Below are 17,438 nucleotides of genomic sequence, written 5' to 3'. Positions count from 1 at the left end.
GGTTACGCGGATGCCGCGGTCACGTGGATCACGTTCGCCCAGGGGTCGTCGAAGCTGAGGGTCTTCCCGTCGTCACGGGTCGCGATGCCGTAGTGCGACATCCGCTCTCCGAGGGATCCGAGATCGTCTGAGCCGGGCACGACGATGTCGACCTGTCCGAGTCCGAGGGTGCGGCCGCGGCGTCCGGCCCCGGCACTGTTCCAGGTGTTCATGGCCATGTGGTGGTGGTAGCCGCCCGCGCTCACGAAGAGCGCGGAGTCGCCGTACATGATGGTCTGCTCGAAGCCGAGACGGTTCACATAGAACTCGCGTGCCGAATCGATGTCGCCGACCGCGAGATGTACGTGCCCGACCACGGCCTCGCCGAAGTTCGGCGCCTCCACAGCCTCGGCGGTCAGGTGCTCCTGCAGAAACGTGTTCGGGTCGAGGAACAGCGTGGACATCTCGACCTGGCCGTGAACCCAGCTCCATTCGGCGCGGTCTCGATCCCAGTACAGCTCCACACCGTTGCCCTCCGGGTCGGTGAAGTAGAAGGCCTTGCTCACCAGGTGGTCGGAACTGCCGGTGAAGGTGCCCGGCGCCTTGGTGGCGACGGAGTAGACGGATGCCGCGAGCGCAGCTTCCGAATCGAAGAGGATGGCCGTGTGGAACAGTCCCGCGTCGCGGGGGCTCGCCTGCACCAGCTCGGGGGCGGCCCGCAGGATGATCAGCGGAGTCGTGCCGCGACCGAGGGTCACGGTGTCGGTGGTCGAGGCGAGCACGCTGAGTGCCACGGCGTCGCGGTAGTAGGCGGTCATCCCGTCGAGGTCGGCGACGAGAAGGGTCACCGTGCCCATCGAGGTGTCGGCGGCGAGAAGGTCTGTAACGCTCATGTCAATACCAACTTAGTTGATGCGACAACTATTCCGCTACGGCCCCGCCGGTCGAGTAGCCTCACGATCCACTCGTCCTCTTCCCCACCACCTCCGTGTGGATCTCGCTGGTCAGCTGCTCGATCTTGGCGGTGAGATCCGCGATCTGGCGGGTGATCGTGGTGTTGTCGTGCAGCTCCTGCTCTGTCGAGCTAAAGTCGTGGTCGGCCTTCACCTGCTGGAACGCGGCCTGGCGGTTCTGGCCGATCATCACGAAGGTCGACAGGAAGATCGCCTCGAGCGACACCACGAGCGTCAGCGTCGGCCATGGGCTCTTCTCGAAGAACAGCATCCAGAGGGCGAACAGCGCCACGTGCACGTAGACGAAACGCATCGACCCGGCGAAGGCGGTGATGGCATCCGCCACCCGCAGCTGCACGCTGCCGGCCCGTCGCCTCGCCTCGGCGAGAACGGAGGGATGATGGTCCCGGCCATCCGCGAGGAGGCGGCGGGGGACGATGTGTGGGCGATCGGGCGCGTGAACAGTCATGACTGAATGTAAGCACTGCCGGCGCCGCCAGCGATCGATTCGACGATCGAGCCGCGAATCACTGGCAGCCCTCGCAGGTGATCTCGCCGGCCGGATCGACCGCGAACAGCGACTTCTCGTAACAGAGCGAATGCTCCGAGTCTGCGTAGTAGGCGAAGTTCGGGATGCGGGTGAATCCCTCGCGCTCATAGAACCGCACGGCGTCCGGTTGCCGGTCGCCCGTTTCGAGCACGAGCCGCGACCATCCGCGTTCACGTCCGAACAGCTCGAGTTCGAGGAGAATCGCCCGCGAAACTCCGGTGCCGCGGTGCGCCGGCATCACGAACATCCGCTTCACTTCCGCTTCGTTTCCCGGCAGTTCGCGCAGTCCGCCGCACCCCACGGGCGCACCGGAGTCGTCATAGGCCACGAAGAACACGGTGATGTCCTCGGCGCTCGGAGCGGGCCCCGGTTCGGAATCGGGCGTGCCGTAGCGCGCCTCGACCTCCACCCGCTGGGCCTCGCGAAGCGTCGTCGCCCCCACGTCGGACCAGGGAACCTGACGCACGATCATGAGCCGGTGAGCCTCTCGATCAACTCCCGGTAGCGTGCGGCGGTCTGCGTGACGATCTCGGGCGGCAGCGCCGGCGGCTCGCCGGTCTGGTCCCAGTGCGCGCTCAGCCAGTTGCGCACTATCTGCTTGTCGAAGCTTGCGAGCCGACCCGGTCCTCCGGCGGCGTAGGCCTCGGCATCCCAGTACCGGGAGCTGTCGCTGGTGAGCACTTCGTCCGCCAGCGTGATCACGCCGGAGTCACGATTGGCCCCGAACTCGAACTTGGTGTCGGCGAGGATCACCCCTCGCGACTCCGCGATGCCGGATGCCCGCGAGAAGACGTCGAGGCTGAGATCACGGAGTGCCGTCGCGACCTCTGCTCCCACCAGCTCGACCGTGCGCTCGAAGGGGATGTTCTCGTCGTGTTCGCCCATCGGAGCCTTCCACGCCGGAGTGTAGATCGGCTCGGGCAGCCGATCCCCGTTTGCGAGGCCGGCGGGCAGGGCGATGCCGCACACCGTCTGGCTCTCCTGGTACTCCAGCCAACCGGAGCCGACGAGGTATCCGCGCACCACGCATTCGATCGGGAACATGTCGAGGGTGCGGGCGAGCATCGCCCGGCCGGCGACGGCATCCGGAATCAGGTCTCGCACCGCATCACCGCGCAGTTCGTGGTCTGCGACGAGATGATTCGGCGCCCCGACGAGGCGGTCGAACCACCAGAGGCTCAGGGTGGTGAGCAGTTCGCCCTTGCCGGGGATGCCGGGGGACAGCACGTGGTCGAACGCGCTCACCCGGTCGCTGGCGACCATGAGCACGCGCTGGGCGCTGGCGAGATCCGCCGTGCCCGTCTCGATGTAGAGGTCGCGCACCTTGCCCGAGTAGGCGTGCGTCCAGCCATCCGCGGTCAGATCGATTGCGTTCACCCCCTCATTATTCAGGAAGGGGCGGGGCGGATGGTTCGGATGACGGCGTGCGGGACCTCATCCGTTTCTCCGTGCACTCCAGCACCAGGCCTTCCTGAATGATGAAAGGTGGCCGGGTGGCACAGGTGGCCGGGGCCGGGGACCGGGCTATTCCGCGACGCGCTGCGCGATGTCGGTGCGGTACTGGCCGCCCTCGAGGTCGATGGCCTCGAGCGCGAGATAGGCACGGGATCGGGCCTCCCCGAAGTCGCTGCCGGTCGCGACGACGCTGAGCACCCTCCCGCCGGTCGCGACCAGGTCGCCGCCGGAGAGGGCAGTCGCGGCATGTGCCACCGTCACTCCGTGGATCGCCAGTGCGGTGTCGATGCCCGTGATGATGCGGCCGGTGATCGGGGTCTCGGGGTAGCCCTCGCTGGCGAGCACGACGGTCACGGCGACGTCATCGGAGAACTGCGGGCGCGGCATCCCCCCGAGTTCTCCGCTCGCCGCGGCGAACAAGAGGCCGCTGAGCGGAGTGATGAGGCGCGGGAGCACGACCTGGGTCTCCGGGTCGCCGAAGCGCGCGTTGAACTCGATGACGCGGGTGCCGGCGGCGGTGAGGATGAGTCCGCAGTAGAGCAGCCCGATGAATGGCGTCTGCTCCGCAGCGAGAGTGCGCACCGTCGGGAGCGCGATGGTGTCGATGACCTCATCGACGAATCCGGCAGGCAGCCAGGGCAGCGGGGAGTATGCGCCCATGCCGCCGGTGTTGGGGCCTTCGTCGTTATCGGAGAGCCGCTTGTAGTCCTGGGCCGGTTCGAGCGGAAGCACGTTGTGGCCGTCGCTGAGGAGGAAGAGCGAGACCTCCTGGCCATCGAGGAACTCCTCGACGAGCACGCTGCCCTGCCCGATCCAGTACCCGGCGTGGGCGACCGCGGCATCCCTGTCGGTCGTGACCAGCACACCCTTGCCCGCCGCGAGGCCGTCCGCCTTCACCACATAGGGGGATCCGAACGAGTCGATGGCGGCGATGGCCTCGTCGAGGGTGCCCGCCCGGGTCGCGCGGCCGGTCGGCACTCCCGCGACATCCATGATCCGTTTCGCGAAGGTCTTGCTTCCCTCGAGCTGGGCCGCGGCCTTGCCCGGCCCGAACACCGCGATGCCGCGCTGGCGCAGTCGATCCGCGACACCGGCGACCAAGGGCGCCTCCGGTCCGATGATCACGAGCTCGATGTCGTTCTCGAGGGCGAACTCGGTGACGACGGCGGGATTCGCGGGGTCGAGCGCGATCACCTGCACCTCCGCGGCGATACCGGCGTTGCCGGGCGCCGCGATGATCTCATGATCGACGTCCTCACGAAGAAGGGCGGTGATGATGGCATGCTCGCGAGCACCGGAACCGAGGACGAGGATTCTCACTGGGCAAGCGTACCCACCCGGCACCGTGTCCACTGATCCCGCTCGGAGCATCGCCCGGCAGACTGGGGCGATGGCCCACCGTCAGAGACCAGTCGACGCCGTGCCGGCAGACAAGACCTGCGCGGCCTGCGGCCGTCGCATCCAGTGGCGCGCCAAGTGGGCCCGCGACTGGGAAGCGGTGAAGTACTGCTCCGATGCCTGCCGACGCCGAGGGGTGACAGAGGGCGACCGGATGCTCGAGGCCGCGATCCTCGCACTGCTGGCCGAGCGCCCGACCGGCGCCACCATCCTCGACTCCGATGCTGCCCGCGCGGTCGGCGGGGAGGGCTGGCAGCAGCTCGCGGAGCCGGCCCGCCGGGCGGCGCGCCGGCTGGGTGCGGCGGGGGAGATCGACATCCTGCAGTCCGGATCGGTGGTCGACGCATCGACGGCGAAGGGACCACTGCAGCTGCGGCGCCGGTGAAGAGAGGTCCTCCGTTGCTGCCAAGCTGGTCGGATGACTCCCCGCCACACTCTCCTCGCGCTACTGGTCGTGGTGATCTGGGGGGTCAACTTCGTCGCCATCGACCTCGGCCTCACCGATGTGCCCCCGCTGCTCTTCCTGGCGATGCGGTTCGTGCTCGTGGCGATCCCTGCCGTCTTCTTCATCCGGCCGCCGGCGATCGGATGGCGCAACATCCTGTTGATCGGCGCGTTCCTGAGCCTCGGCCAGTTCACCCTCCTCTACCTCGCCCTCTCGCTCGGGATGCCGCCGGGCCTCGCCTCCCTGCTGCTGCAGACGCAGATCGTGTTCTCGGTGGTCGTCTCCTCCCTGCTGCTGCGGGAGCATCCCACCCGACGCGAGCTCGTCGGCATCCTGATCGGCATGGTTGGCCTCGCGGTCGTGGTCATCGGCCATACCTATGCGGCACCGTGGCTGCCGCTCGTGATCACCCTTCTCGCGGCGCTCTCCTGGGCCATCGGCAATGTGCTGTCCCGGCGGGCGCGGGCGGCATCAGGTCTCTCACTGGTGGTCTGGTCTGGGCTGGTGGTGCCGATCCCCTCCCTCGCGCTCTCCCTGGTGGTCGACGGCCCGCAGGCGGTCGGATTCGCGCTCGCCCACCTCTCCCTGATCGCCATCCTCAGCACGCTGTACACCGCGGTGGCCGCGTCACTCGTGGCCTACACGATCTGGAACTCCTTGCTCGCGCGCTATCCGACCAGTGCCGTGGTGCCGTTCACGCTGCTGGTGCCGGTGATCGGCATCCTGGCCGCCTGGGCGGTCTTCGGTGAGAGACCGGCCGGCACCGAACTCATCGGCGGGGCGATCATGCTCGGCGGACTCGCGGCCGCGGTGATCACCTGGCGCCCGCGCGCGCCCGCTTTCCCGGTGGACTGAGAGGGCGCTACATTCGGCAGATGGATGCTTCGCCGACCGACCTCCACTATCTGGCTCGTGCCGTGCAGCTCGCTCGCGACGCCCGGGCCCGTGGCGATCATCCGTTCGGCGCCGTGCTCGTCACGCGCGACGGCGCCACCGTCGAGGCGATGAACTCGGTGACGACGACGAATGATCCCACCGGCCACGCCGAGACCAATCTCGTGCGTCATTCGGCCTCGCTCGGCACGGAAGTGCTCTCCTCGAGCACGCTGTACGCCAGCACCGAGCCGTGCGCGATGTGCGCCGGGGCGATCTACTGGGCAGGCATCGGCCGCATGGTCTACGCGCTGTCCGGACACGCCCTCGTTCGACTGGTCGCCGAGGCATCCGGATCCCCCGGTGCCGAGCCGCGCAGCCTCGACCTCCCCAGCCGGGAGGTCTTCGCCCGCGGCGCCGGCTTCATCGAGGTGCTGGGTCCGGTCGAGATCGAGGGGGCCGTCGAGGTGCACGACGGCATGTGGGGCTGACCAACCCCACGTCGCCACTACCGTAGAACCATGGCGAAAGCACGCATTACGGATGACGCCGGCCGCGAGGCCGTCGAGCGCGCGCTTGCGACGGTAGCCGACCGGGAGACTGAGGCCACTGCCGTGCGTTACCTGCTGCAGGTGCTGGCCGATGGCGCTCCGGGCAACTCGGTGGAGGTGCGGGTTCCACCCTTCGGCGCGGTGCAGTGCATCGAGGGTCCGGGCCATACCCGGGGCACCCCGCCGAACGTGGTCGAGACCGACGCACTGACCTGGCTCGCTATCGCGACCGGCGGAACCGCGTGGAATCACGCCCTCGAACACGGGCGCATCGCTGCCTCCGGTTCCCGCGCGGACCTCTCCGCCTACCTGCCACTCCTCTGGGATGGGGCGGATACCCCGGAAGCGTCAGGGACAATAGAGGCATGACCCCATCCGAGCCGCAGCCCGAGCCGGAAGCGGTGCCGCGAACCGCGGAGAACGAGCCCTCGCAGTCCACCGAGGAGACCGAGGTCACGGTTCGCCGGATTCCGCGGTACTCGCGTTTCCTCATCATCGGAGCGGGGCTCGGGGCCGTCGCCACGTTCATTCTGACGGCGTCGTTCCCCTCGGATCCGCAGGTGGGTTTCGGTGCCCTGTTCGGCTACTTCCTGCTCTTCGGGGTGCCCATCGGGGTGGTGCTCGGAGCTGTGGTCGCGATCCTGCTCGATGTCGTGCTCACCCGCCGTGCCCGCACCGTGCTGGCCGAGCGCACGATGGTCGACCCGCTGCCTTACGACGACGAACCGGAGAGCGCCGAGGCTCCGGAAGCTCCACCCGCTCCAGAGGAAACTGCCACTAGATAGTTTCACTATCGGATAGCTACACTATCCGTATGCGAATGGCCGAGCTCAGCACCACCAGCGGCATCCCGGTGGCGACGATCAAGTACTACCTGCGCGAGAAGCTGCTTCCGGCGGGTGAGAGCGAGACGGCCAACCAGGCGCGCTATGGAGACGTCCACCTGGATCGGCTTCGCCTGATCCGAGCCCTCATCGAGGTCGGCGGGCTCAGCGTCGCATCCGCCCGCAGCGTGCTCGAAGCCATCGACTCGGAGGCTTCGCTTCCCGAGGTCTTCGAGGTGGCGCAATGCACCGTCTCGGCGGCCGTCGCACCGGACGACGTCGACCCGGCGTCCCTCACCGATATCGATGAGCTGCTCATCGGCTGGCACGTGTCCGCCACCAACCCCGGGCGCCTCTCCGCTGCGCGAGTGCTCTCCGTCTTCCGCGGTCTCGGGCAGACGGATGACCGCGGCTGGTTCGCCCGGTACGCCCGGGCCGCCCTGCTCATCGCCGCCGCCGACCTCGACGAGATCGAGTCGCGCGAGGGCCGCGCCGCCAAGGCCGAAACCGTCGTCGTGGGCACTGTGCTCGGCGACGCCCTGATCTCCGGGCTGCGCCGTGCGGCCCAGGAGCACGTCACATCCGAGCGCTATTCCTGAAGGAGAACCGACCACCATGACCCGCACGATCGATGCACCCCCCGCCTCCGTCATCGCCCGCTTCGGCTGGCACCGGCCACTGCTGTGGCTCTCCGTCGGCATGATCGCGCTCGCCGCGGTCGCCCTCGTCGGGTTGGTCGTCGACCAGCGCTCGATCACCGGGATGCCCCTGTGGGCCAAGCCGCTGAAGTTCTCGCTCTCCGTGCTCATCTACAGCGTCACGCTCTCCTGGCTGCTCGGCCAGCTGCCCCGCGCCCGCCGCATCGCCTGGTGGTCAGGCACCATCGCCGCGGTCTTCCTCGCCGTGGAGATGATCGTGATCTACGGGGCGGCCTTCGCCGACACGACAAGTCACTTCAACGTCTCCACCCCGTTCTCGACCGCCCTCTGGGGCACGATGGCGGTGTCGATCGTGATCGTCTGGTCAGCCACCATCCTCGTGGCTGTGCTGCTGTTTCGCGCCGATCTCGGCGACCCCGCGCGCAGCTTCGCCATCCGTTCCGGTCTCATCATCGCGCTGATCGGCATGGGCCTCGCCTTCCTGATGACGAGCCCGACCGCCGCACAGCTGTCCAGCTTCCAGGGGATCGCCGGAGCCCACACCGTGGGGCTCGCAGATGGGGGACCCGGGCTCCCGCTTCTCGGCTGGAGCACGGTGGCCGGCGACCTGCGCATCCCGCACTTCGTGGGGATGCACGCGATGCAGGTGTTCCCCATCCTCGCGCTGCTGCTCGAGCTGGGCTCTCGCCGCCTGTCTGCACTGCGCGACTCGGGCACCCGGCTCGGCATCCTCGTCGTGATCGCCGCCCTCTACCTCGGCGTGATCGCAGTGCTCACCGCCCAGGCGCTCTCGGGCCGGTCGATCGTGAGTCCGGATGCCGCGATCGCCACGGTCTCCGCGGCGCTGTTCGCCGCCGCCGCGGTCGCCATCGCGGCGATCGTGGTGCGGGGCAGGCGCTTCAGCTGAGCTGCGTGCGCTCCACCCAGGCGAGGTATTCGGGAGAGACGGTGCCGGTGACGTAGTCGCCGGTGAAGCAGCTCATCTCGAGCGCGGTGACGTCGGAACCCTCGAGGATCGCCGCCTGCATGTCCGCGACCTCCTGGTAGATGAGGTAGTCGCTCCCCATCTCCCTGTTGATGTCCGGAATCTTGCGGTTATGGGCGATCAACTCCTGGCGGCTCGGCATGTTGATGCCGTACACGTGGGGAAAGCGCACGGGAGGTGCTGCCGAGGTGAAGGTGACCTTGTTCGCGCCGGCCTCGCGGGCCATCTGCACGATCTCCTTCGAGGTGGTGCCGCGAACTATCGAGTCGTCGACGATCAGGATGTTCTTGCCGCGGAACTCGGATCCCATCGCGTTGAGCTTCTGCCTCACCGACTTCTTGCGCTCGGCCTGGCCGGGCATGATGAAGGTGCGGCCGACGTAACGGTTCTTGTAGAAACCCTCGCGGTACTCGATCCCGAGCTTCTGGGCCACCTGCATTGCGGCCGGTCGCGAGGAGTCGGGAATCGGCATGACCACATCGATGTCGCCGCGCGGCGTGTACTGCGCGATCGTGTCCGCGAGCCGGTTGCCGAGGCGCAGTCGCGCGTCGTAGACGGAGATGCCGTTCATGATGGAGTCGGGCCTGGCGAGGTAGACATACTCGAACGAGCACGGCACGAGCGAGGGGTTCTTCGCGCACTGGCGTGAGGTCATCTCGCCGTCCAGTGCGATGAACACGGCCTCACCGGGCGCGACATCGCGCACGATCTCGTAGCCACCGCTTTCGAGCACGAGGGACTCGGATGCCACGATCCAGTCGTCCCCGACGAATCCGCGTGCCCGCTTTCCGAGCACGAGCGGACGGATGCCGAAGGGATCTCGGAACGCGAGCAGGCCGTATCCCGGGATCATCGCGATCGTGGCGTAGGAGCCTTCGACGCGCTCGTGCACGCGTTCCACGGCGGCGAAGATCTGGTCGGGATCCAGGTCGAGCCCGGTGACCTGCTCCTGCAGCTCGTGGGCGAGCACGTTCACCAGGAGCTCGGTGTCGGAGCTCGTGTTGAGGTGCCGTCGGTCGATGTGGAAGAGCTCGTCGGTGAGCTCCCTGGTGTTGGTGAGGTTGCCGTTGTGCACGAGCACGATGCCGTAGGGGGCGTTCACGTAGAAGGGCTGCGCCTCCTGCTCGTTTCCGGCATTGCCCTTGGTGGCGTAGCGCACGTGACCGAGCCCCATGTTGCCGGGGAGGGCGCGCATGTCACGGGTGCGGAAGGCCTCGCGAACCTGACCCCGAGCCTTCACCATGTGGAAGGTGCGACCCTCCGCGGTGGCGATGCCGGTGGAGTCCTGGCCGCGGTGCTGCAGGAGGAGGAGGCTGTCGTAGACCTGTTGATTGGCGGGTTCCGAAGAAACGATGCCGACAATGCCGCACATTCGCGGTGAGTCTCCAGACCGTAGAGTTGGGGGTGATTTACTCCAGTCTTTCACGCTTTGAGAACGGAAAACGAATGGCCGACAAGTACGCCGAGGCGGGCGTCGATACGGCGGCCGGAGACCTCGCTGTCGAACTCATGAAGTCGGCGGTCTCGGCCACCCACGGGCCACGGGTCGTCGGTGGCGTCGGCGGCTTCGCCGGGCTCTTCGACGTGTCGTTCCTCACCTCCTTCCAGCGGCCACTGCTCGCGACATCCACCGACGGGGTCGGCACGAAGGTCGCGATCGCCCAGGCCATCGACAAGCACGACACGATCGGCATCGACCTGGTCGGAATGGTCGTCGACGACATCGTGGTCGTCGGAGCGACTCCGCTGTTCATGACCGACTACATCGCCTGCGGCAAGGTCGTGCCGAGCCGCATCGCCGACATCGTTGCGGGAATCGCACTTGGCTGCAGCGAGACCGGCACCGCCCTCGTGGGGGGCGAGACCGCCGAGCATCCCGGACTTCTCGCCCCGGATGACTACGACGTCGCCGGCGCTGCGACGGGCGCGGTCGAGGCGGATGCCCAGCTCGGTGCCCACCTAGTGACGGATGGCGACGTGGTCATCGCCCTCGAATCATCCGGCCTGCACTCAAACGGCTACTCGCTCGTGCGCAGCATCATCCGCCAGAAGGACATCTCGTTCCTCGATCGGTCTGATGAGCTCGGCGGCCTGGTCGGCGAGGTGCTGCTCGAGCCCACCAGGCTCTACACGTCCCCCCTGCTGAGCCTGCTGGCGGATGCCCCGGGCGCGGTGCATGCACTCAGCCATGTGACCGGCGGCGGTATTGCGGCCAATCTGGCCCGGGTGCTGCCCGTGGGCAGCTGGGTGGAGCTGGAACGCAGTTCCTGGTCGCCGGCACCGGTCTTCCGTGTGCTCGCCGAATGGGGATCGATGAACCTCGAAGAGGCCGAGGGCACCTGGAATCTCGGCATCGGCATGATCGCCGTGGTGGAAGCGTCCCTGGTCGACGCGGTGATCGCGCACCTCGCCGCCGATGGCATCCCGGCCTGGACCCTCGGCGCGGTCTCGACCGTGCCGCGCGACATCACCGGCTTCGACCAGGGCGCCAAGGGTGTCGACGGCGGTGCCGTGCGGCTGGTCGGTCGCTACCGCGACTAGCCCGTCAGTTGCCGCTGGTCGAGCCTGCCGCTGGTCGAGACTCCTTTCGGCATCCTCTCCGGCACCGAGAATCCCGCTAGAGCATCCAGATCCTGTTTCCATCATTCAGGAAGGTCTGGGACGGAAGTGGACGAAGTGACGGATGAGGTCCCGCAAGCGCTCGTCCGCCGCATCCGCCCCACAGGTTCCTGAATTATGAACACAGCAAGCGTGCCGGATGCGTTGGACACGTCGGTCATGACCGAAGGCGGTAGAGACGCGGATCGCCGGACTGGGCCGACATCCGCTCTGCACGCGGCGTAGCGTTCCTTCGCCCGGTCACCGGAGGGGAGCGGATGCGTCGCGCCGACTCAGCACACCCGACGGGGTGCGCGCTGCAGAGCTGCCTAGGCCGTCTTGTTCTGGTCGGACTCGTACTCGTCTTCCGAGAATCCGGAGACATCCGGCGAGTAGGCCGTCGCGCTGAATTCCGGCCACTTCTCGAGATCTTCTTCGAGCTTGGGGTCGATCGGGGCACCGGTGACGGGATGCGTGAGTTCGCGTTCGAGCGCGTTGTAGTTGGTGTCCGGGCTGAAGTACTTCAGCTCACGAGCCACCTTGGTGTGCTTTGCTTTTTGACGGCCGCGCCCCATGGCTTGACCCCCTCACGATTCCTGCCCGGACGAACGGAGCCTCGACTGGCGAACAGCTGCCCGGGATTGACCAAATAGGGAACTAAAAACTAAAGCCCAACTTTAGCATGCACGCGCACCCCGGCCGCGTCCGCCATCCGCCCTCCCGGTGGCGGCTAACGTAGACGCGTGACGTCCTCGCCTGGCTCCCCCTCTGTCGTGGTGATCGGCGCGGGACAAGCCGGACTGTCCGTCTCCTTCTACTTGAGACGACTCGGCCTCGAGCCGGGCTCCGACTTCGTCGTTCTCGACCGTGGCCCAGGCACTGGTGGCGCCTGGCAGCACCGCTGGGAGGCCCTGCGCATCGGCTCGGCCCACCACATCAATGACCTGCCGGGCATGGACGAACTCGGCATCAGTTTCGACACCGCTGACCGCACCCAGCCGGCGAAGGATGTCGTCGCCGATTACTACGCGCGCTACGAAGAGCACTACGAGCTCCGCGTGCGGCGCCCGGTCGATGTGAAGCGCGTCTTCAACCGCGGCACCGACCTGGTGGTCGGTTTCGAGGCGGGCGGTGGCATCGGCGCGCTGGAGACGGATGTCGTCGTCAACGCCACCGGCACTTGGGGGTCGCCGTTCATCCCGTGGTACCCGGGATTCAATGACTTCGCCGGACGACATGTCCACACCACGAATTATGAGTCGGCTGCCGCCTTCGCGGGCCAGAACGTGGTCGTGGTGGGCGGAGGAACCTCGGCGATCGGCTTCCTCCTCGAACTCGAGGGCAGCGCGGAGAGCCTCACCTGGGTATCCCGGCGACCCATCGAATTCCTCGACGAGGGCGAACTCAACATGGAGGCGGGGGCCGCAGCGGTCGCAGCCCAAGACGAGGCCGCGCGCAGCGGACGCGCCCTGCCGAGCATCGTCAGCGGTACGGGAGTGCCCCGGACCCGCCGCATCCAGGCTGGGATCGAGCGAGGGACCCTCGTCGCCAAACCGATGTTCACCTCGATCGAACCGCACGGAGTGCGCTGGTCAGATGGCACATTCCAGCCGGCGGATGCGATCGTCTGGTCCACCGGATTCCGGCCGGAACTCCGCCATCTCGCCCCTCTCAAGCTGCGGGAGAAGGAGGGCGGCATCAGTGTCGGCGGGGGGTCGTCCTGGAAGGACGGACGTATATTCTTCGCCGGGTATGGACCGCAGGCCAGCACGATCGGAGCGAATCGAGCCGGACGGCAGATCGCCCGCCAGGTGGTCGCGCTGCTCTCCAACCTCTAGCGGAGCGCTCGCAGCGGGAGTGGACGCTCGACAACCGCGCCCCCGGCGGATCGGGACCCCAGGCCTCCGTGGACGGGCAGATCCCCCGCCACGAGGTGAGCAGGCAGATCCCCCGCCACGAGGGCAGCGGTAGCTGGCCTATTCCACCTGCACGGATGCACCGGAGGACGCGGTGACCTCGCCGTCGGTGTTCACCGTGATCGAGACAGCCTCCCCGCCGAATCTCAGACCGGTCACCGTAAGCGCACCGACCATAGTCAGCGGGGAGACACCGAGGGTCGCGGATGGCGCGTCCGGACGCAGTCCGAGCGTCGAGGCCAGCACCGAGACCGAGGCGGCCGCCGACCAGGCCTGCGGGCGACACGCGGCGGGGTAGGGAACCGGGGCGCCGAACTGGCTCGCGGCGTCGCCGGAGTGCAGCTCGGGCATCCGATAGTCGAAACCTGATGCCGCGGCGAGGAGCCCGGCCGCGAGGGAGGAGGCCTCCGCGGTGAAGCCGTCGCGGGCGAGTCCGGCGATCGCGATGGCGGTGTCATGGGTCCAGACGCTGCCGCCGTGGTAGCTGAGCGGCCAGTAGCCCTCCGAATCGGTGGACATGGTGCGAAGGCCGTAACCCGAATTCAGTTGCGGGGAGACCAGTCGACGGGCGACGAGGGCGGCCTGGCGCGAGTCGAGCAGACCGGTGCCGAGCAGGTGGCCGATGTTGCTGGTGACGGTATCGACGGGTCGCTTGGAGGAGTCCAGCGCGATCGCCGGGTAGGCGCCCGCCGGGTCTTCGATCCAGAACGACTCATGGAAGCGGGTGCGCAGTCGGGCCGCCCACTCGCGCCATTCCCCGGCGCCGGAGACGCCGAAGTGGTCGAGCAGCTCCGCTCCGTGCATCGCCGCCTCGTAGGCGTAGGCCTGCACCTCGCAGAGCGCGATCGGGCCCTCGGCGAGGGTGCCGTCACGCCACTGCACCGAATCGCCGGAATCCTTCCAGCCCTGGTTCGCGAGGCCCGTTCCGGTGGCATCGACGTATTCGAGCAGGCCGTCGCCGTCGGCATCCCCGTAGTCGCGCATCCATTCGAGAGCGGCGACGAGGTGCGGGAGGAGCACCACGACTTCGGGTTCGGGCAGTCCCCACTTCCAGGCGTCGTGCAGCAGGCACACCCAGAGCGGAGTCGCGTCGACGGTGCCGAAATAGAGAGGGGGAAGCACAACGGCTTCACCGGGGATCGACAGCGTCGCCCGGCGCAGCTCGTGCATGATCTTGCCGGGCTGCTCGGCGCTTCCGGCGACGGATTCGGTGCCCTGCAGCGACGCGAGCACCCGCAGGGTGTCGGCGGCAAGGGTCGTTCCGAGCGGCAGCATGAAGCGGGCCGCCCAGAGCGAGTCCCGGCCGAACAGTGTGAAGAACCAGGGTGCGCCGGCGGCCAGGAATTCGGATGCCGGATCCGATACCGTCGTGAGCCTCAGGGCATCCAGGTCGGAGAGGGCTTGGGTCACCCACCGTTCGAGGCGATCGTCGCCGGCGGTCACCACCGGGACGGACCAGCGGGCGGCGTCGGTGGTCCCGCGCACGACCGCGTCGGCATCCCCCGCATCGATCGTCCAGCTCACCGTCACCGACCCGTGCGCGGGGATGTCGAGAGGCCAGGCCAGCCGGATGCCGCCGTCCGCGTGGCCGGTGACCTCCGCATCCGGGGCGTTCAGCGTCGCCCGCACGGCGCCACGGCCCCAGGTCGCCGTGTGGGGGGACACATCGAAGGGCACGCCGGCGCCCCCGATGCCCGCCTTCACGGACTCCATCTCGGCGAGGTCGCTGTCGATCTGCACCGTTGCCGTCGTTGAGACGCGGGTGTCGAGCGCCGACTGGATGGTGATCGACTCGGCCACCCCGGTGGTCGAGACCGTGCGGCGGTGCAGCAGTCGCACCCTCGGGTCGGCGGTGCGATCGTCGAGGCCGCGAAGCAGTCCGACGAACACGGTGCTCGCCGCACCCGAGGGGACTGTCGCGATCGGTTCAGCCGACTGCCCTCCCACCGTCACCACACTGCGTGACACGACCCGGATGTCCGAGTGATAGATGCCAGTGATGCCGCGTCCGTCGATCGTCCCGTCACCAGCCGACCAGGCCTGGGACGGCGCTCGGAGCAGGACGGTCGTGTCGTGGAGCAGCGGCTGCAGCGTGGGGAGCATGAGATTCAAGAACTTTCAGTGGTCGTGCGGAAGGCGTGCGGGGAGGTGCCGGATCGACTCGTCTACTCCTTCACCGCCCCATCGCTCGCGTTCATGATCTGCCTCTGGAAGATGAAGAACATCACCGCCACCGGAACCGTCATGATGGCTGCGGCGGCCAGCTTGATCGGATACTGCGTGCCCTGGCTGAGTTGGCCGGAGGCGAGGGAGGCGACTCCTTTGGTGAGGGTCACGAGATCGGGGGACTGGGTCGACACGATGAAGTGACTCAGCTCGTTCCACGATCCCTGGAAGGAGAGGATGACGATGGTGATGAGCGCGGGGCGCGCCATCGGCAGCACTACGGACCAGAACACCCGGAAGGTGCCGGCGCCGTCGATGCGGGCCTGCTCCTCGACACTCGCCGGGATGGACTCGAAGAAGTTCTTCATGATGAAGATCCCCGCGGCATCGGTGAGCAGCGGGATGATCATTCCGGCGTAGGTATCGTAGATGCCGATCTGGTTGATCACGAGGAACTTCGGGATCAGCAGCACCACTCCGGGCACGGACATCACCGCGATCAGGCCCGCGAACATCACGTTTCGCCCCCGGAAGTTCAGCCGCGCGAGCGCGTAGCCGGCGAGGGAGTTGAAGAACACCCGTCCCGCGGTGACGAAGATCGTGACGATCGCCGAGTTCTTGAACCAGATCGGAAAGTCCGAGTGCAGGAACAGCCGCTCGTAGGCCGCCGTCGAGAAGGTTGCGGGGACCAGAGAGAGCGGATCGCTCGCGGCATCCGCTTCCGTCTTGAACGAGGTCGCCACCTGGATGAGGAACGGGAAGATATAGACGATCGCGAGCACGACGAGCAACGCGTAGAGGATCGACCGGCCGGCAATCAGTCCGCCGCTCGGCCTCGCCGTGCGCGTGAACGAGCGGGGGGTCATGGTGCTCATAGCGAGCCTCCCTGGTTCTTCGAGATGATCTGGCTCGCCGCGATACCGGTCGCGATCTTCAGTGGGCCGTTGCCGTCGTGCCAGTCGTCCGGTCCGTCGGGACCGTCGTCCTTCGGGCCGCCGGGATCGCCGTCCTTCGGCGGGATCTCGTAGCCGCGCATCCGCCGCTTCGAGACCTTGCGCTCGGCGAGGATCCAGCGCTGGAGGAGCGTGAACAGCACGATGATGATGAAGAGCAGGAACGCGATCGCCGCGCCCTGGCCCCACTGCTGGTTATTGAATGCCGACTGGTAGGAGAGGAACGCCGGGGTTAGCGTCGTTTTGCCCGGAGCGCCCTTTGTGCCCGTGTAGATCTGGTCGAAGACCTGCCAGCAGCCGATCAGCCCGAGCGTGAGCACCGTGAACAGCGTGGGTCGGAGCTGCGGAAGCGTGACCCGCCAGAAGCGCTGCCAGCCGTTCGCGCCATCCATCATCGCGGCTTCGGTCACGTCTGCGCCGAGGTTCTGCAGCCCCGCGATGAAGAGGAGCATGAAGGTGCCGCTGGTCGTGAAGACCGCGAGCAGCACGAACGCGAACATGGCGACGGATGGCCCGCCGAGCCAGTCCCACCACGAGACGCCGAGCGCCGTGGAGTTCGTGAGTGCACTCGGGCCGGCCTTCACACCGAACATTCCGAGGAAGTTGTGGATGATTCCGTCGGGATCGTTGAACCAGTTGGGTCCCTTCACCCCGAGGTACGACAGGAGCTTGTTGACCGCGCCGGTGGAGTTGAAGAGGAACAGCCAGAGCACGGTGATGGCCACCGAGCTCGTGACGGAGGGGAAGTAGAAGGCGGTGCGGAAGAAGCCGCGCCCCTTGAGGATCTGCCGGTTGACCAGCACCGCAAGGAAGAGGGCGAGCGCGGTCTGCAGGGGAACGACGAGCACGACATACCAGGCGTTGTTCTTGAGCGCGGTGCCGAAGTCCTGCTCGGCGAGGCCGCCACCACCAAGGAGAGCGGAATAGTTCTCCAACCCCACGAAGTGCACGTTGCCCGAGAGCGGGCTTCCGCGACCGGTCCAGTCGCTGAAGCTCACCCAAAGCGCCATGAGCACCGGCACGACGAGGAACAGCCCGAGCAGGATGACCATCGGCGCCGTGAAGAGGTAGCCCGAGAGGGCCTCCCCGCCCCGGAGTCCGGAGCGGGAAGACCGTCTCGTGGTAGTCGCCAT

At 67.5% G+C, this 17,438-nt stretch carries 19 protein-coding genes; 9 read left to right on the top strand and 10 right to left on the bottom strand.

Annotation, left to right across the window (positions count from 1 at the left end):
- Positions 1-2: 2 nt before the first annotated feature.
- From VLI63_RS06700 to purD, 5 genes are all read right to left on the bottom strand, one after another.
- Positions 3-872 carry a VOC family protein gene (locus VLI63_RS06700; protein ID WP_409156089.1) on the bottom strand — a complete coding sequence of 290 codons (870 nt, stop codon included), beginning with the start codon at positions 870-872 and terminating at the stop codon, positions 3-5.
- A gap of 61 nt (positions 873-933) precedes the next feature.
- Positions 934-1,401, bottom strand: coding sequence for a DUF1003 domain-containing protein (locus VLI63_RS06695; RefSeq protein ID WP_409156088.1), 468 nt, complete (start codon positions 1,399-1,401; stop codon positions 934-936).
- Between the two features lie 58 nt (positions 1,402-1,459).
- Positions 1,460-1,954 carry a GNAT family N-acetyltransferase gene (locus tag VLI63_RS06690; RefSeq protein ID WP_409156087.1) on the bottom strand — a complete coding sequence of 165 codons (495 nt, stop codon included), beginning with the start codon at positions 1,952-1,954 and terminating at the stop codon, positions 1,460-1,462.
- Entirely contained in the window at positions 1,951-2,859 is a 909-nt protein-coding gene (locus VLI63_RS06685; protein ID WP_409156086.1) for a phosphoribosylaminoimidazolesuccinocarboxamide synthase, read from the bottom strand. Before VLI63_RS06685 ends, VLI63_RS06690 begins: the two co-directional genes overlap by 4 nt.
- A 147-nt stretch (positions 2,860-3,006) precedes the next feature.
- Entirely contained in the window at positions 3,007-4,257 is a 1,251-nt protein-coding gene (gene purD / locus VLI63_RS06680; protein ID WP_409156085.1) for a phosphoribosylamine--glycine ligase, read from the bottom strand.
- A gap of 70 nt (positions 4,258-4,327) precedes the next feature.
- On the opposite strand from purD, the gene VLI63_RS06675 reads away from it, so the two are divergent.
- The 7 genes from VLI63_RS06675 to VLI63_RS06645 are packed head-to-tail and all read left to right on the top strand — an operon-like array spanning position 4,328 to position 8,594.
- Positions 4,328-4,720: a DUF3253 domain-containing protein gene (locus VLI63_RS06675; RefSeq protein ID WP_409156084.1), complete on the top strand. Its 393-nt coding sequence runs from the start codon at positions 4,328-4,330 to the stop codon at positions 4,718-4,720.
- A gap of 33 nt (positions 4,721-4,753) precedes the next feature.
- Positions 4,754-5,635: an EamA family transporter gene (locus tag VLI63_RS06670; RefSeq protein ID WP_409156083.1), complete on the top strand. Its 882-nt coding sequence runs from the start codon at positions 4,754-4,756 to the stop codon at positions 5,633-5,635.
- 20 nt (positions 5,636-5,655) lie between these two features.
- Positions 5,656-6,144, top strand: a complete 489-nt coding sequence (locus VLI63_RS06665) for a nucleoside deaminase (RefSeq protein ID WP_409156082.1) — start codon at positions 5,656-5,658, stop codon at positions 6,142-6,144.
- Positions 6,145-6,174: 30 nt separating this feature from the next.
- Positions 6,175-6,573 (top strand): sterol carrier family protein, encoded by a 399-nt coding sequence (locus VLI63_RS06660; RefSeq protein ID WP_409156081.1) that lies wholly within the window; start codon positions 6,175-6,177, stop codon positions 6,571-6,573.
- Entirely contained in the window at positions 6,570-6,989 is a 420-nt protein-coding gene (locus VLI63_RS06655; protein ID WP_409156080.1) for a hypothetical protein, read from the top strand. The genes VLI63_RS06660 and VLI63_RS06655 overlap by 4 nt, the downstream gene beginning before the upstream one ends.
- 29 nt (positions 6,990-7,018) lie before the next feature.
- Positions 7,019-7,627, top strand: a complete 609-nt coding sequence (locus VLI63_RS06650; protein WP_409156079.1) for a MerR family transcriptional regulator — start codon at positions 7,019-7,021, stop codon at positions 7,625-7,627.
- A 16-nt stretch (positions 7,628-7,643) separates the two neighbouring features.
- Positions 7,644-8,594, top strand: a complete 951-nt coding sequence (locus tag VLI63_RS06645; protein ID WP_409156078.1) for a hypothetical protein — start codon at positions 7,644-7,646, stop codon at positions 8,592-8,594.
- Here the strand turns inward: VLI63_RS06645 and purF are convergent.
- The gene (gene purF / locus VLI63_RS06640) at positions 8,587-10,044 is read right to left on the bottom strand and encodes an amidophosphoribosyltransferase (protein ID WP_409156077.1); all 1,458 of its coding nucleotides are present in this window, start codon (positions 10,042-10,044) and stop codon (positions 8,587-8,589) included. The genes VLI63_RS06645 and purF overlap by 8 nt on opposite strands.
- A gap of 74 nt (positions 10,045-10,118) precedes the next feature.
- Here purF and purM point away from each other — a divergent pair, with 74 nt between their 5' ends.
- A complete protein-coding gene (gene purM / locus VLI63_RS06635) occupies positions 10,119-11,213 on the top strand; it encodes a phosphoribosylformylglycinamidine cyclo-ligase (protein WP_409156076.1) in 1,095 nt (364 codons plus the stop codon).
- Between the two features lie 386 nt (positions 11,214-11,599).
- Here purM and VLI63_RS06630 read toward each other — a convergent pair whose 3' ends face one another.
- Positions 11,600-11,845, bottom strand: coding sequence for a DUF3073 domain-containing protein (locus tag VLI63_RS06630; RefSeq protein ID WP_185201869.1), 246 nt, complete (start codon positions 11,843-11,845; stop codon positions 11,600-11,602).
- A gap of 168 nt (positions 11,846-12,013) precedes the next feature.
- Between VLI63_RS06630 and VLI63_RS06625 the strand changes: the two genes are divergently transcribed.
- Positions 12,014-13,108 (top strand): NAD(P)-binding domain-containing protein, encoded by a 1,095-nt coding sequence (locus tag VLI63_RS06625; protein ID WP_409156075.1) that lies wholly within the window; start codon positions 12,014-12,016, stop codon positions 13,106-13,108.
- A gap of 138 nt (positions 13,109-13,246) precedes the next feature.
- Here the strand turns inward: VLI63_RS06625 and VLI63_RS06620 are convergent, their stop codons facing one another.
- The 3 genes from VLI63_RS06620 to VLI63_RS06610 form a co-directional block, all read right to left on the bottom strand.
- A complete protein-coding gene (locus tag VLI63_RS06620) occupies positions 13,247-15,289 on the bottom strand; it encodes a glycogen debranching N-terminal domain-containing protein (protein ID WP_409156590.1) in 2,043 nt (680 codons plus the stop codon).
- Positions 15,290-15,351: 62 nt separating this feature from the next.
- Entirely contained in the window at positions 15,352-16,218 is an 867-nt protein-coding gene (locus tag VLI63_RS06615) for a carbohydrate ABC transporter permease (RefSeq protein ID WP_409156589.1), read from the bottom strand.
- A gap of 5 nt (positions 16,219-16,223) precedes the next feature.
- The gene (locus tag VLI63_RS06610) at positions 16,224-17,438 is read right to left on the bottom strand and encodes a carbohydrate ABC transporter permease (RefSeq protein ID WP_409156074.1); all 1,215 of its coding nucleotides are present in this window, start codon (positions 17,436-17,438) and stop codon (positions 16,224-16,226) included.

Origin of the sequence: Lacisediminihabitans sp. H27-G8 (genome assembly GCF_046156175.1) — a bacterium.
In the GTDB taxonomy this organism is placed as follows: domain Bacteria; phylum Actinomycetota; class Actinomycetes; order Actinomycetales; family Microbacteriaceae; genus Lacisediminihabitans.
Note: the sequence above shows the minus strand (reverse complement) of the source record. Positions and strands in the feature narration are given on the sequence as shown.